Raw genomic sequence first — 13,564 nt, forward strand, 5'->3', positions numbered from 1 at the left:
TCAGCAGCCGATGAGCCGTGCGGCCAGGTAGTTCTCCACCTGGTCCAGCGCCACCCGCTCCTGCGCCATGGAGTCCCGCTCGCGCACGGTGACGGCCTGGTCGTCGAGGGTGTCGAAGTCCACGGTCAGGCAGAACGGCGTGCCGATCTCGTCCTGGCGGCGGTAGCGGCGGCCGATGGCTCCGGCGTCGTCGAACTCCACGTTCCAGTGCTCGCGCAGCTTCGCGGCCAGCTCCTTGGCCTTGGGCGTCAGGTCGGCGTTGCGGCTCAGCGGCAGCACGGCGGCCTTCACCGGCGCCAGCCGGCGGTCCAGCCGCAGCACCACGCGCTTGTCCACCCCGCCCTTGGCGTTGGGCGCCTCGTCCTCGGTGTAGGCGTCCAGCAGGAAGGCCATCATGGCCCGGCCCACGCCGGCTGCCGGCTCGATGACGTAGGGGGTGTAGCGGGTGCCGGTGGCCTGCTCGAAGTAGTCCAGCGAGGTGCCGGAGGCCTCGGAGTGGGTGCGCAGGTCGAAGTCGGTGCGGTTGGCCACCCCCTCGAGCTCGCCCCACTCGCTGCCGCCGAAGCGGAAGCGGTACTCGATGTCGGCGGTGCGGGTGGAGTAGTGCGACAGCTTCTCCTTGGGGTGCTCGAAGAGCCGCAGGTTGTCCGGGTTGATGCCCAGGTCGGTGTACCAGCGAGTGCGCTCCTCCAGCCAGTACTCGTGCCACTCCGCGTCGGTGCCGGGCTCGACGAAGAACTCCATCTCCATCTGCTCGAACTCGCGGGTGCGGAAGATGAAGTTGCCTGGGGTGATCTCGTTGCGGAAGCTCTTGCCGATCTGGCCGATGCCGAACGGCGGCTTGCGCCGCGACGCCGTGAGCACGTTGGCGAAGTTCACGAAGATGCCCTGCGCGGTCTCTGGGCGCAGGTAGTGCAGGCCCTCCTCGGAGTCCACCGGGCCGAGGAAGGTCTTGAGCAGGCCGGAGAAGGCGCGTGGCTCGGTCCACTCGCCGCGGGTGCCGCAGCTGGCGCAGACGATGTCGGCCAGGCCGTTCTCCGGCTCGCGGCCCTTCTTCTCGGTGTACTCCTCCACGAGGTGGTCCTCGCGGTAGCGCTTGTGGCACTGCAGGCACTCCACCAGCGGGTCGGAGAAGGTGGCCACGTGGCCGGAGGCCTCCCAGACCTGGCGGGGCAGGATCACCGAGGAGTCGATGCCCACCACGTCGTCGCGGCGGGTGACCATGGACCGCCACCACTGGCGCTTGATGTTCTCCTTCAGCTCCACCCCCAGCGGCCCGTAGTCCCAGGCCGAGCGGGTGCCGCCGTAGATCTCCCCGCTGGGGAACACGAAGCCCCGTCGCTTGCAGAGGCTGACGACGGTATCGATGGGGGACGACTTGGCAGCCACTGAGATGAGCTCCATACAGGTATCGACGACGACGCGGTTGAACCCCAGACTATCCGGCGCACCAGGCGCACCTGTCCGGCTCCCCACCCGGTTTGTCGGCGCTCACTACGATGGGGGTCCACTCGTGATTTCACGACATCGGAGGCATTGGTGACCATCGAGGCAGAAGCGGTGCGGCACGCCGCCCACCGCACGCCGGTGGCCGCGGTGCCGCCCAAGGAGATCCTCGCCGGCGCGGGCGACCTGCTGCGCGCCCTGGCCGCCCCCGTGCGCATCGCCATCGTGCTGCAGCTGCGGGAGTCGCCGCGCTCGGTGCACGAGCTGGTGGAGGCGCTCGCGTTCTCCCAGCCCCTGGTCAGCCAGCACCTGCGGGTGCTCAAGGCGGCGGGCGTGGTGCACGGGGAGCGTGCCGGTCGCGAGGTGGTCTACAGCCTGGTGGACGAGCACCTGTCGCACATCGTGATCGACGCCGTCGCGCACGCCGAGGAGGACTGAGTGGCCGAGTCGACCAGGGGCGGCACCCGTGCGGCGGAGGTCCGCTCGCCCGAGGTGGGGGTGCGCGCCACCAAGCAGCGCAGCGCCATCTCCAGCCTGCTTGACGCCACCGAGGAGTTCCGCTCCGCCCAGGACCTGCACGAGCAGCTGCGCCGCCGCGGCGAGGGCATCGGGCTGACCACGGTGTACCGGACGCTGCAGAGCCTGGCCGACGCCGGCTCGGTGGACGTGCTGCGCAACGACAACGGCGAGGCGGTCTACCGCCGCTGCTCCTCCGGGCACCACCACCACCTGGTCTGCCGGCACTGCGGCGCCACCGTGGAGGTGGAGGGCCCGGTGGTGGAGCGCTGGGCGCAGACGGTGGCCACCGAGCACGGGTTCAGCGACGTCAGCCACACCGTCGAGGTCTTCGGCACCTGCCGGGCCTGCGCAGAGTCCCCGGACGCCGCGGGCTAGCAGCGCCCCGAGGAGACCCCGACCTAGCTGGCGGCCAGCACCTCGGTGCGCGCGTGCGAGGCGGCGGAGAGCACCAGCAGCAGCAGCGTGGCCAGGGCTTCGGTGTCCAGCCCCGCGGCCGGGAAGGCGTAGCGCAGGGTCACGTCGGCGCGGTCGCCGTCGTCGAGCAGCCCCAGCGCACCGAACTGCACGTTGGCACCGGCCCGGGCCACCGCCGCGTCCAGCACCGCACTGCGGTCGAGGTCCCACGCGATGACGCAGGTGACCGACAGCACCACCAGCCCCTCGGCCAGCTCGATGGCCTGCGCCGCGCAGGGCACCTCCCCGTGCGCGAAGGCCAGTGCTCCGCTGGGGTCGACCGCCACGTCCACGTACCGCTCCAGGGCGGTGCGGGCCTCGGCGAGCAGCTCAGGGGCGGTGCTCACTGCGCGACTCCCGTCGCGGCGCTCACTGCGCGACTCCCGTCGCGGTGCTCACTGCGGCTCCTGTGGCGCCCGCTCGGGCACCCCGCCGAAGCGTCGGTCGCGGGAGGCGTACTCCACGCACGCCGCCCACAGGTCGCGGCGGTCGAAGTCCGGGAACAGGGTGTGCTGAAAGACCATCTCCGCGTACGCCGACTGCCACAGCAGGAAGTTGGAGGTGCGCAGCTCGCCGGAGGGCCGCAGGAACAGGTCCACGTCGGGCATGTCCGGCTCGTCGAGGTGGCGGGCGAGCATCTTCTCGTCCACCTTCTCCGGGTTGATCTCCCCGGCGGCGACCCGGCGGGCGATCTCCCGGGCGGCGTCGGCGATCTCCGCCCGCCCGCCGTAGTTCACGCACATGGTCAGGGTGAGCACGGAGTTGCCCGCGGTGAGCTGCTCGGCGGTCTCCAGCTCGTTGATCACGCTGCGCCACAACCGAGGCCGCCGACCGGCCCAGCGCACCCGCACGCCCATCTCGTTCATCTCGTCGCGGCGCCGGCGGATGACGTCGCGGTTGAAGCCCATCAGGAAGCGCACCTCCTCGGGGCTGCGCTTCCAGTTCTCGGTGGAGAAGGCGTACACCGACAACCACTCCACGCCCAGCTCGATGGCACCGCTCACCACGTCCATCAGCACGGCCTCGCCGCGCTCGTGCCCGGCGGTGCGGGGCAGCCCGCGCTCCTGGGCCCAGCGGCCGTTTCCGTCCATCACCAGGGCGACGTGGCGGGGCACCAGCTCCGGCTGCAGCAGCGGGGGCAGGGCGCCGGAGGGGTGCGGATCTGGCGGACGGACCGTCCGCTCAGACGCGGTGCGCAGACGTCGGCGTGGGATCACGGTGCCCATCCTGCCGGAGGGTGTCTGGGGTGTCGGTCTCCGGACCGGCCACCGGGGCGGGCGCGTGGTGCGGACGGCTGCGCTCGATCAGCGGCAGGGTGCGCAGCTGGCGCTCCAGGTGCCACTGCAGGTGCGCGGCCACCAGCCCGCTGGCCTGGCGGCGGACGCTGCTGGTGACGTCCTCGGTGGTCGACCACTGCCCGTGCAGCAGGGCCAGCATCAGCTCGATCACCTCGGGGCTCGGGGTGGCCGAGCCGGCCGGGCGGCAGTGCACGCAGACCGCACCGCCGGCGGCCACGTGGAAGGCCCGGTGTGGTCCGGGGGCTGCGCAGCGCGCGCACTCCGCCAGCGCCGGTGCCCAGCCCGCGAACGCCATGGCCCGCAGCAGGAAGGCGTCGAGCACCAGCTCCGGAGCACGGTCACCGGCGGCCAGCGCGCGCAGGGCGCCGACGGTGAGCAGGTGCAGCCGCAGCACCGGCGTGCGCTCCTCGCTGGCCAGCCGCTCCGCGGTCTCCAGCACGGCGCAGCCGGTGGTGTAGCGGGTGTAGTCGGCGGCCAGCGGGCTGCTGAAGGCGTCCAGGGTCTGCACCTGGGTGATGATGTCGAGGTTGCGGCCGGGGTAGAGCTGCACGTCGATGTGCTCGAAGGGCTCCAGACGGGCGCCGAACTTCGACCGGGTGCGGCGGATGCCCTTGGCCACCCCGCGGACCACGCCGTGCTGGCGGGTGAGCAGGGTGATGATGCGGTCGGCCTCCCCCAGCTTGTGCTGCCGGAGCACCACCGCGTTGTCTCGGTAGAGCCTCACGCTGCCATCGTCGCACTCCGGCCGTCGCGCTTCACCATCGCTAGACCTGCAGCCCGGTGAACGGCGCCCACGGCAGGTTGCGCACCACGAACCAGGTCAGCGTGACCACCAGCGCCACCCTGGGCGCCCAGCTGACGTGCTGCCAGGAGCGCACCAGGTGGCCACGGCGCAGGCTCAGCACCCAGGCGCCCCACGCCCACACCATCATTGCCACCGCCACCAGGGCGACAGCGTTGTACCGCAGCGCACCCGTGACGTCACCGTGCAACAGCGTGTAGACCATCCGCATGCCGCCGCAGCCGGGGCAGGTGAGGCCCAGCAGCGCGTTGGTCGGGCACACCGGCAGCACGCCACCCGGCGTGGTGGGGTCGGCAAGCCACAGCAGTGCGCACCCGGCCGCGGCGGCCGCCGCCGCACCGGCCGGCGCGAGCCAGCGGGAGCGGTCGGCCGGCGGGGCCGAGAACGGGTGCGCGGTGCTCACGGCATTGCCTCCGGTGGTGCTGCGACTGACCGGACCAATCTAGCGAGCGGCCCCGACAGCGTTGGTGCCGTCGACGCGCTGCCTAGCTGCTGGTGTCGGTGTCCAGCTCAAAGCTGGCGAAACCGGCGGCGATCCCGATGACGTACAACACCAGGAACCCAACGGTGGTGCAGGCCGCGTAGATGGCGAACTTCTTGGCCTGGTCGGCCGACGCCCGGGCGGCGTCGTGCTGGCCCTGCGCCCACAGCGAGCTGACCTGGGTCGCCTTGACGATCGAGACGACGCCCAGCGGCAGGCAGCAGAACACGGTGGACAGGATCGCCCACACCAGGTGGTTGTCCGGCGCCGCCATCGGCGCCCCGTACCCGCCCTGGCCGGAGCCGCCCTGACCGTAGCCACCCTGGTCATAGCCACCCTGGCCGTAGCCGGGCTGGCCCTGCCCGTGCTGCTCCTTGTCCCAGCCTGAGCCCGGTCCGTTGGACGTGGTCATCGCTTCCCCCCCAGCGCGCGGTGGTCGCCCTCGGCGACCGGTCACCGAAAGTTACTGTGCCGCAACGTCGGTGGCAACCCCCGGGGTCAGTACCGCTGCGGGCTGAAGTACGCCTTGGCGGCGGGTCGGTACATGAGCACGATGGCCGCGACCACGACCACCGCGGACACCAGGTTGACCACCGCGGCCAGGCCCGAGCCCTGGCTCAGGCTGAACACCGAGGACAGCACCCCGACGACGCCGAGCACCGTGAGCACGATGCGCGCCCAGTTGCGCCCGGCCCGCATCTTGAACACGAACAGCAGCTGCAGGGCCAGGATGATCAGCCCGATCACCGCGATCGACACCACGGTGGCGTTGACGACGGCGTCCACGTCAGCCGGTGCACTGCCCTCCGCGATCAGGTCCTGCTTGAGCTTGTCCCGGTCGGTGGCCAGCAGCCCGACGACGGTGCCGATCAGCCCGATCACGATGCTGGCCAGCCAGAGCTTCCACGCCTTGTCCACGTCGGCGGGCACGGTGCGGGGCTGCTGCCCGGGGTCGTTGCTGCCCGGCATCGGCCCGAGGTTGCCGGGGCCACCCGGGTAGGCAGGGGTGCCGGAGGGATGCTGCGGGCCGTCGGTCATGAGGGTCTCCAGGGGACGCAGGGAAAGGAGGACACCCCGAAACTACCCAGGAGAACCGGACATCGGGCCCAACGACGTCCCACGGCGTGGCTAGAACCCCAGCTTGCCCATCTGCTTGGGGTCGCGCTGCCAGTCCTTGGCCAGCTTGACGTGCAGGTCGAGGTAGATGCGGACACCAAACATGTTCTCGATCTGCTGGCGGGCCTCGGTGCCCACGTCGCGCAGCCGCGAGCCGCCCTTGCCGATGACGATGGACTTCTGGCTCTGGCGCTCCACGTACAGCAGCGCCCGCAGGTCCCACAGGTCCTTGCTGCCCTCGCGCGGGGCGAACTCGTCGATCACCACGGCCAGGCTGTGCGGCAGCTCGTCGCCGAGGCCTTCCAGCGCGGCCTCGCGGATCAGCTCGGCCATCATCTTCTGGTCGGACTCGTCGGTGATCTCGTCCTCGGGGTAGAGCTTGGGCCCCTCGGGCAGGTGCGCGGCCAGCACGTCGGCCAGCACGTTCACCTGCTCGTCCTTGACCGCGGAGACCGGTACCACCTCGGCCTCCTCGCCCAGCAGCGCCGACACCGCCATCAGCTGCTGCATCACCTGCTGCCGGCCCACCTTGTCGATCTTGGTGACCACGCCGACCACCGGCACCCGCGGGGCGACGTGGCGCAGCTGCTGCAGGATCCAGCGGTCGCCGGGGCCGATCTTCTCGTCGGCGGGGATGCACAGCCCGATGACGTCGACCTCGGAGTAGGTGTCCTTGACCAGGTCGTTGAGCCGCTGGCCGAGCAGCGTGCGCGGGCGGTGCAGCCCCGGGGTGTCCACCAGCACCAGCTGCGCCTCGGGGCGGTGGATGATGCCGCGGATGGTGTGCCGGGTGGTCTGCGGCCGGCTGGAGGTGATGGCCACCTTGGTGCCCACCAGAGCGTTGGTGAGGGTGGACTTGCCGGTGTTGGGCCGGCCCACCAGGCAGGCGAAGCCCGACCGGTGCGGCGCCACGGACTGCTCGGTGTCAGGCACCGGTGACCTCCTGGACGGTGCCGGTGCGGTCGGCGCGCAGCAGCAGCGCCTTCGGCGACAGGTCGCGCACCGCCTGGGCGCCGTCGGGGTCGAGCACGTCGGCGCCGGTGACCACCGCGGCCGCCTCCAGCCCGTCCACCCCGCTGGCCACCGCGGCGGCGACCGCGGCCTGCAGGGCGGTCAGCGACAGCGACGGCAGCGCCACGGTGGACGCGGCGTAGGTGCGCCCGTCGGTGTCGCGCACGGCGGCACCCTCGGCGGCACCGGTGCGGCCCATCGAGGAGCGGGCCAGCGTCACCAGCTTGGCGTCGTCGGGGTCGATCGGGCCGTGCTCAGCCACCGTAGGGGCTCCTGTCCTCTGCTGACGTCAGCTCCGGGGTTCGGTCGGAGCCGTCTGACCTGTCTGGGTGTAGTCGATCTGGGTGGTGCTCGCCGCCGTCGTCCGGCTGGTCGCGGCGCACCACGACGGTGCCCACCCGCACCCGCCCACGGATCTCCGGGCCGGCCTCCGCGCGCAGCACCAGCCCGTGGGTGGTGACCTCGGAGCCGGGCAGCGGCACGCGGCCGAGCACCTGCCCGAGCAGCCCGCCCACCGACTCCACGTCCTCGGCGGGCAGCTCGATGCCGAACACCTCGCCCAGGTCCTCCACCGACAGCCGCGCGGAGACCCGCACCGCACCGTCGTCGAGGTACTCCACCGGGGGGCGCTCGTCGGTGTCGTACTCGTCGGCGATCTCCCCGACGATCTCCTCCAGGATGTCCTCGATGGTGATCAGCCCGGCGACGCCGCCGTACTCGTCCACCAGGATGGCCATGTGGTGGCGGCCCAGCTGCATGTCGCTGAGCAGCTCGTCCACCGTCTTGGAGTCGGGGACGAACACCGCCTCGCGCATCAGCTCGCGCACCGGCTCGCCGCGCTCGCCATCGCGCAGGGTGAACGAGCGCTGCACCAGGTCCTTGAGGAAGACGATGCCGAGCACGTCGTCGGGGCCCTCGCCCACCACCGGGATGCGGGAGTGGCCGCTGCGCACGGCCAGGGACATGGCCTGGCGCATGGTCTTGTCCTGCTCGATCCAGATCATGTCCGTGCGCGGGACCATCACCTCGCGGGCGATGGTGTCGCCGAGGTCGAAGACGGACTGGATCATCCGTCGCTCCCCCGCGTCCACCACGCCACCCTGCTGCGCCATGTCCACGAGCTCGCGCAGCTCCACCTCGGAGGAGAACGGGCCCTGGCGGAAGCCGCGGCCGGGGGTGATGGCGTTGCCGACCAGGATCAGCAGCTTGCTCAACGGGTCGAGCACCGTGCCGAAGATCTTCAGCGGGGCCGCGGCCACCAGGCCGATGCGGTAGGCGTGCTGGCGGCCCAGGGTGCGGGGGCCGACGCCGATCACCACGTAGCTGACCACGGCCATCACCGCGGCGGCGATGAGCACGGCGAGGGCGGTGGACACCCAGCTGGCCACCGCGACGGCCACCAGCACGGTGGCGGTGGCCTCGCAGGCCACCCGCAGCAGCACCAGCAGGTTGACGTAGCGCGGGCGGTCGCCGACCACCTCGAGCAGCTTGGGGGCACCGGGGCGCTCGTTGCGGGCCAGCTCGGCCACCTGCGCGTGCGAGACGGTGCTCAGGGCGGCGTCCAGCGCGGCGAAGAGGCCGGCGAGCGGGACGAGCACGATGGCGGCGAGGAGCATGGCAAGCGATCCGCTCACCGGGCGCGGCCTCCATCGTCGTCCAGCCCCACGGTGCCCAGCAGCCGCTGGTCGGCGGCGTCGAGCACCGCTTGCCGGGCCGCGCGCCGGCGGTCGGTGTGGAAGTCGGCCAGCAGGCGGTCCTGCAGGCCGAACATCTCGCGCTTCTCCTCGGGCTCGGCGTGGTCGTAGCCCAGCAGGTGCAGCACCCCGTGCACGGTGAGCATCCGCAGCTCCTCGGCCAGGGTCTTGCCGGCCTGCTCCGCCTGGTCGGCGGCGAAAGCCGGGCAGAGCACGATGTCACCGAGCATGGACGGGCCAGGGTCGGCCGCGTCGGGCCGACCGCCGGGGCGCATCTCGTCCATCGGGAAGGACATCACGTCGGTGGGGCCGGGCAGGTCCATCCACTGCTCGTGCAGGGTGGCCATGGAGGCGTTGTCCACCAGCACCATGGACAGCTCGGCGGCGGGATGCACCTGCATGCGCTCCAGCGCGAAGCCGGCGACGGCGACCAGGTCGGCCTCGTCCACCTCGACGCCGGACTCGTTGGCGATCTCGATGCTCATCGGCGGGTCCCGCGTCGCTGGCCGCCGCTGCGGTGCGCCGGGGTGTGGCCGACCGACTCCGGTCGGGTCTCCGCCTCGAAGCGCTCGTAGGCGTCGACGATGTCGGACACCAGGCGGTGGCGGACCACGTCGTTGCTGGTCAGCGTGGAGAAGTGCACGTCGTCCACGCCGTCGAGGATCTCCCGGACCACCCGCAGCCCCGAGGACGCCCCACCGGGCAGGTCGACCTGGGTGACGTCGCCGGTGACCACGATCTTGGATCCGAAGCCGAGCCGGGTGAGGAACATCTTCATCTGCTCGGCCGTGGTGTTCTGCGCCTCGTCCAAGATGATGAACGCGTCGTTGAGCGTGCGCCCGCGCATGTAGGCCAGCGGAGCGACCTCGATGGTGCCCGCCTCCATCAGCTTGGGGATGGCCTCGCGGTCCATCATGTCGTGCAGCGCGTCGTAGAGCGGGCGCAGGTACGGGTCGATCTTCTCGTTCAGCGTGCCCGGCAGGAAGCCCAGCCGCTCCCCCGCCTCCACCGCGGGACGGGTGAGGATGATGCGGCTGACCTGCTTGCTCTGCAGGGCGTGCACCGCCTTGGCCATGGCCAGGTAGGTCTTGCCGGTGCCGGCGGGGCCGATGCCGAAGACGATGGTGTGGGTGTCGATGGCGTCGACGTAGTGCTTCTGGTTCAGCGTCTTGGGCCGGATGGTCTTGCCGCGGCGCGAGAGGATGTCCAGGCTGAGCACCTCGGCGGGCGAGGCGGCCGTGTTGGCCTCCAGCATGCCCACCGTCCGGCGCACGCCGTCCGAGGTCAGCTCGGGGTTGCGCAGGGCCATGGCCACGAGCTCGGTGACCGCGCGCTCGGCGAAAGCCACGTCGGCGGGCTCGCCCAGCAGGCGCACCTCGTTGCCACGGACGTGGACGTCCGCGGCGAGCAGCTCCTCGAGCACCCGCAGGTTGCGGTCGGCGGAACCGAGAAAGGGCAGAACACCAGCGTCAGGGATGACGATGGTGCTGGTCACAGGATCCATTACCTCCTCATTCTATCCGGCTGTCCCGATGGTGACGGGGTGTCCACGCACCGGTGACCGGAAAGGGCAAGCCTACGGCGCGGACGGCGCGATCTCGCGCTGCCCTTGGGACAACAGCCCGCAGGCCGCGCGTGTTCCGGCCCACCCGGGCGAGCCCGCCTAGGCGAACCGGCAAGCCTGGCTAGGCGAACGGGCGAGCCAGCCAGCGCGGGGTGAGCACACCCAGTGCGCCCAGGGCGACCGCGGCAGCGGTGGAGGTGCGCAGCACGGTGGGACCCAGGTGCACCGCGACCGCACCCTGCGCGGTGAGCACGGCCAGCTCGTCGTCGGCGATGCCGCCCTCGGGGCCGACCACCAGCAGCACCCGCGGTCCGTCCAGCACCAGGTCGGCCATCGGCGCCTGCGCCGACTCGTGCAGCACCAGGGCGTGCCCACCCTCGGCCACCGTCCGCGCCACCAGCTCGGCCACCTCGGTGGTGCTGTGCAGCGGCGCCACCTCGGGCACGTGGGCCCGGCGGGACTGCTTGGCGGCCTGGGTTGCGGTGCTCTGCCAGCGCTGCACCCCCTTGTCGGCCTTGGGCCCCTGCCAGCGGGCCACGCAGCGCGCGGCCTGCCAGGGCACCACCGCGTCCACCCCGGCCTCGGTGGCCAGCTCCACGGCGAGATCGGAGCGCTCGCCCTTGGGCAGCGCCTGCACCACCGTCACCTGCGGCACCGCGGGCGCCACGTCCTGGCGCGCCTGCACGGCCAGCTCCAGGCGGTCGCGGCCCACGGTGGTGACGGTGCAGTCAGCCACCCCGCCGCGGCCGTCGGTGAGCAGCACCCGCTCCCCCGACCGCAACCGCCGGACCGTGGCCGCGTGACGGCCCTCGGCGCCATCGAGCACCGCAGTGGCCCCGGCCGGCGGGAGCGGGGCCAGGTGGAAGACCGGGGGCGCCACCTAGCGGCCGCTGAAGGTTTCCCGCAGCCGGGAGAACAGGCCGCCGCTCTGCTTGGAGCCGGCGGTGACCACCTCGGACTGGTCCCGGGTGCGCAGGTCGGCGAACTGGCGCAGCAGGTCGGCCTGCTTGTGGTCGAGCTTGCTGGGCACCACCACGTCCAGGTGCACGTGCACGTCGCCGCGCACCCCGCTGCGCAGCCGGGGCATGCCGTGCCCGCGCAGGGTGGTGATCGTGCCGGGCTGGGTGCCGGGCTCCACCGCGATCTCGGCGTGGCCGTCGATGGTGTCCAGGCCCACCTTGGTGCCCAGTGCCGCGTCCGTCATCGGGATGCGGATGGTGCAGTGCAGGTCGTCTCCGTCCCGGACGAAGGTCTCGTGCGGCTTCTCCACCACCTCCACGTAGAGGTCGCCGGCGGGGCCGCCGCCGGGGCCGACCTCGCCCTGCCCGGAGAGGCGGATGCGCATGCCCTCGGCCACGCCGGCGGGCACCTTGACGGTGATGTCGCGGCGGGAGCGCACCCGGCCGTCGCCTGCGCACTGCTGGCAGGGGTCGGGGATGGTCTCGCCGGTGCCGCGGCAGGTGGGGCACACCCGTGCGGTGACCACCCGGCCCAGGAACGACTGCTGCACCGACTGCACCTCGCCGGCGCCGCCACAGGTGTCGCAGCGCACCGGGCTGGTGCCGGCCGCGGTGCCTGCGCCGTGGCAGGTGGTGCAGAGCACGGCGGTGTCCACGCTGATGTCGCGCTGCACCCCGCTGGCGCACTCGGCCAGGGTGAGCTCCACCCGCAGCAGGGCGTCGGAGCCGGGCTGCACGCGGCTGCGCGGCCCACGACCGCCGCCGCCCTGGCCGCCGCCGAAGAAGGCGTCCATGATGTCGCCGAAGCCGAAGCCCTGGCCGCCGAAGCCACCGGCGCCGTTGCCGCCGCCCCCGCTCTCCAGCGGGTCGCCGCCGAGGTCCACCACCTGACGCTTGGCCGGGTCGGAGAGCACCTCGTAGGCGGTGGTCACCTCACGGAAGCGGGCCTGCGCGGCCTCGTCGGGGTTGACGTCGGGGTGCAGCTCCCGGGCCAGCTTGCGGTAGGCGCGCTTGATCTCGTCGGCACTCGCCTTGGTGCCGACGCCGAGCGTTCCGTAGTAGTCCCGTGCCACGTGTCCCTCTAGTCCTTACTGGTAGGTCTGGTCTGTCTCTCAGCCGCGGGTGTGCAGCCTGCCGGACGCCCTGGGGGCGCGCTCCGGTGGTGGGGGTCAACGACCGGCGAGCACCTCGCCGACGTAGCGGGCCACCGCGCTCACCGAGGCGATGGTGGCCGGGTAGTCCATCCGCGTCGGTCCCACCACGCCCATGCCTCCGAGCACGGTTCCGGCGGCACCGTAGCCGATGGACACCGTGGAGGTGGCGCGCATCTGCTCGGCCTCGTTCTCCCGGCCGATGCGCACCGTCACCGTCTCCGGGCGCTTGGCGGCGGCCAGCAGCTTGAGCACCACCACCTGCTCCTCCAGCGCCTCGAGCACGGCCCGCAGCTCGCCGGGGAAGGGGGTGAAGTCGGCGGAGCTGGTGAGGTTGGCGGTGCCGCCCACCACCATGCGCTCCTCGTGGTGCTCCACCAGGGTCTCGATGAGCACCGTGGAGGTGCGCAGCACCACGTCCTTGAGGTCGGCGGGCACCTTCTCGTTCAGCTCGGAGACCGCCACGGAGGCGTCCGCCAGGCGCTTGCCCTCCAGCGCCTCGCCCAGCAGCTGGCGCAGCCGGCCCACGCCGTCCTCGTCGAGGACGTCTCCGAGCTCGACGATGCGCTGGTCCACCCGGCCGGAGTCGGTGATGAGCACCAGCAGCAGGCGCGCCGGGGTGAGCGAGACCACCTCGATGTGGCGCACCGAGGACACCGACAGCGTGGGGTACTGCACCACCGCCACCTGGCGGGTGAGCTGGGCCAGCAGCCGCACGCCCCGGCGGAGCACGTCGTCGAGGTCGACGCCGGTCTCCAGGAACCCCTGGATGGCCCGGCGCTCGGCCGACGACAGCGGCTTGACCGAGTCGATGGCGTCCACGAACTGGCGGTAGCCCTTGTCGGTGGGGATGCGTCCGGCACTGGTGTGCGGACGCACCAGGTAGCCGTCGTCCTCCAGCGCCGCCATGTCGTTGCGCACGGTCGCGCTGGACACCCCCAGGTTGTGCCGCTCGACCAGCGTCTTGGAGCCGACCGGCTCCTGGGTGGACACGTAGTCGGCGACAATGGCGCGAAGCACCGCAAAACGACGGTCATCGGTGTTGGACATCGGTCGTCACCTCCGGTTTC

General features: G+C 72.1%; 17 protein-coding genes. 2 read left to right on the forward strand and 15 right to left on the reverse strand.

Annotated features, from left to right (window positions below; translation table 11 throughout):
* Positions 1-1,404: a glycine--tRNA ligase gene (locus tag ELX43_RS10820; RefSeq protein WP_206518000.1), complete on the reverse strand. Its 1,404-nt coding sequence runs from the start codon at positions 1,402-1,404 to the stop codon at positions 1-3.
* A 135-nt stretch (positions 1,405-1,539) separates the two neighbouring features.
* On the opposite strand from ELX43_RS10820, the gene ELX43_RS10825 reads away from it, so the two are divergent.
* Positions 1,540-1,884 carry a metalloregulator ArsR/SmtB family transcription factor gene (locus tag ELX43_RS10825; protein ID WP_127783440.1) on the forward strand — a complete coding sequence of 115 codons (345 nt, stop codon included), beginning with the start codon at positions 1,540-1,542 and terminating at the stop codon, positions 1,882-1,884.
* Entirely contained in the window at positions 1,885-2,340 is a 456-nt protein-coding gene (locus ELX43_RS10830) for a Fur family transcriptional regulator (RefSeq protein WP_277601696.1), read from the forward strand.
* A 23-nt stretch (positions 2,341-2,363) separates the two neighbouring features.
* On the opposite strand, the gene ELX43_RS10835 is transcribed toward ELX43_RS10830, so the two are convergent.
* The 14 genes from ELX43_RS10835 to hrcA form a co-directional block, all read right to left on the reverse strand.
* Positions 2,364-2,765: a hypothetical protein gene (locus ELX43_RS10835; RefSeq protein WP_127783441.1), complete on the reverse strand. Its 402-nt coding sequence runs from the start codon at positions 2,763-2,765 to the stop codon at positions 2,364-2,366.
* 48 nt (positions 2,766-2,813) lie between these two features.
* Entirely contained in the window at positions 2,814-3,644 is an 831-nt protein-coding gene (locus ELX43_RS10840) for an isoprenyl transferase (RefSeq protein ID WP_206518001.1), read from the reverse strand.
* Positions 3,601-4,440, reverse strand: a complete 840-nt coding sequence (recO, locus tag ELX43_RS10845) for a DNA repair protein RecO (protein ID WP_127783442.1) — start codon at positions 4,438-4,440, stop codon at positions 3,601-3,603. The genes ELX43_RS10840 and recO overlap by 44 nt, the downstream gene beginning before the upstream one ends.
* A 40-nt stretch (positions 4,441-4,480) precedes the next feature.
* Positions 4,481-4,825 (reverse strand): DUF2752 domain-containing protein, encoded by a 345-nt coding sequence (locus tag ELX43_RS10850; RefSeq protein WP_346773873.1) that lies wholly within the window; start codon positions 4,823-4,825, stop codon positions 4,481-4,483.
* A gap of 178 nt (positions 4,826-5,003) precedes the next feature.
* Entirely contained in the window at positions 5,004-5,411 is a 408-nt protein-coding gene (locus ELX43_RS10855; RefSeq protein ID WP_127783444.1) for a CD225/dispanin family protein, read from the reverse strand.
* Positions 5,412-5,497: 86 nt separating this feature from the next.
* A complete protein-coding gene (locus ELX43_RS10860) occupies positions 5,498-6,037 on the reverse strand; it encodes a hypothetical protein (RefSeq protein ID WP_127783445.1) in 540 nt (179 codons plus the stop codon).
* 90 nt (positions 6,038-6,127) lie between these two features.
* Positions 6,128-7,048 (reverse strand): GTPase Era, encoded by a 921-nt coding sequence (era, locus tag ELX43_RS10865; RefSeq protein WP_241248902.1) that lies wholly within the window; start codon positions 7,046-7,048, stop codon positions 6,128-6,130.
* On the reverse strand, positions 7,041-7,325 hold the full coding sequence (locus tag ELX43_RS10870) for a cytidine deaminase (RefSeq protein WP_164860707.1): 285 nt from the start codon (positions 7,323-7,325) through the stop codon (positions 7,041-7,043). Before ELX43_RS10870 ends, era begins: the two co-directional genes overlap by 8 nt.
* Before the next feature lie 55 nt (positions 7,326-7,380).
* On the reverse strand, positions 7,381-8,760 hold the full coding sequence (locus tag ELX43_RS10875) for a hemolysin family protein (RefSeq protein ID WP_127783447.1): 1,380 nt from the start codon (positions 8,758-8,760) through the stop codon (positions 7,381-7,383).
* Entirely contained in the window at positions 8,757-9,305 is a 549-nt protein-coding gene (gene ybeY / locus ELX43_RS10880; protein WP_127783448.1) for an rRNA maturation RNase YbeY, read from the reverse strand. The genes ELX43_RS10875 and ybeY overlap by 4 nt, the downstream gene beginning before the upstream one ends.
* Positions 9,302-10,324: a PhoH family protein gene (locus ELX43_RS10885; protein ID WP_127783449.1), complete on the reverse strand. Its 1,023-nt coding sequence runs from the start codon at positions 10,322-10,324 to the stop codon at positions 9,302-9,304. Before ELX43_RS10885 ends, ybeY begins: the two co-directional genes overlap by 4 nt.
* A gap of 181 nt (positions 10,325-10,505) precedes the next feature.
* Positions 10,506-11,264, reverse strand: coding sequence for a 16S rRNA (uracil(1498)-N(3))-methyltransferase (locus ELX43_RS10890; protein WP_127783450.1), 759 nt, complete (start codon positions 11,262-11,264; stop codon positions 10,506-10,508).
* Positions 11,265-12,416 carry a molecular chaperone DnaJ gene (dnaJ, locus tag ELX43_RS10895; protein ID WP_127783451.1) on the reverse strand — a complete coding sequence of 384 codons (1,152 nt, stop codon included), beginning with the start codon at positions 12,414-12,416 and terminating at the stop codon, positions 11,265-11,267.
* Between the two features lie 96 nt (positions 12,417-12,512).
* Positions 12,513-13,544: a heat-inducible transcriptional repressor HrcA gene (hrcA, locus tag ELX43_RS10900; RefSeq protein ID WP_127783452.1), complete on the reverse strand. Its 1,032-nt coding sequence runs from the start codon at positions 13,542-13,544 to the stop codon at positions 12,513-12,515.
* Positions 13,545-13,564: the final 20 nt, after the last annotated feature.

This window comes from Rhodococcus sp. X156 (assembly GCF_004006015.1).
Lineage (GTDB): Bacteria > Actinomycetota > Actinomycetes > Mycobacteriales > Mycobacteriaceae > X156.

Coding starts and splice junctions, on each gene's coding strand:
- ELX43_RS10820 (WP_206518000.1), bottom strand. CDS start 1,404: ATGGAGCTCATCTCAGTGGCTGCCAAGTCGTCCCCCATCGATACCGTC.
- ELX43_RS10840 (WP_206518001.1), bottom strand. CDS start 3,644: ATGGGCACCGTGATCCCACGCCGACGTCTGCGCACCGCGTCTGAGCGG.
- ELX43_RS10855 (WP_127783444.1), bottom strand. CDS start 5,411: ATGACCACGTCCAACGGACCGGGCTCAGGCTGGGACAAGGAGCAGCAC.
- ELX43_RS10860 (WP_127783445.1), bottom strand. CDS start 6,037: ATGACCGACGGCCCGCAGCATCCCTCCGGCACCCCTGCCTACCCGGGT.
- ELX43_RS10870 (WP_164860707.1), bottom strand. CDS start 7,325: ATGGGCCGCACCGGTGCCGCCGAGGGTGCCGCCGTGCGCGACACCGAC.
- ybeY (WP_127783448.1), bottom strand. CDS start 9,305: ATGAGCATCGAGATCGCCAACGAGTCCGGCGTCGAGGTGGACGAGGCC.
- ELX43_RS10885 (WP_127783449.1), bottom strand. CDS start 10,324: ATGGATCCTGTGACCAGCACCATCGTCATCCCTGACGCTGGTGTTCTG.
- hrcA (WP_127783452.1), bottom strand. CDS start 13,544: ATGTCCAACACCGATGACCGTCGTTTTGCGGTGCTTCGCGCCATTGTC.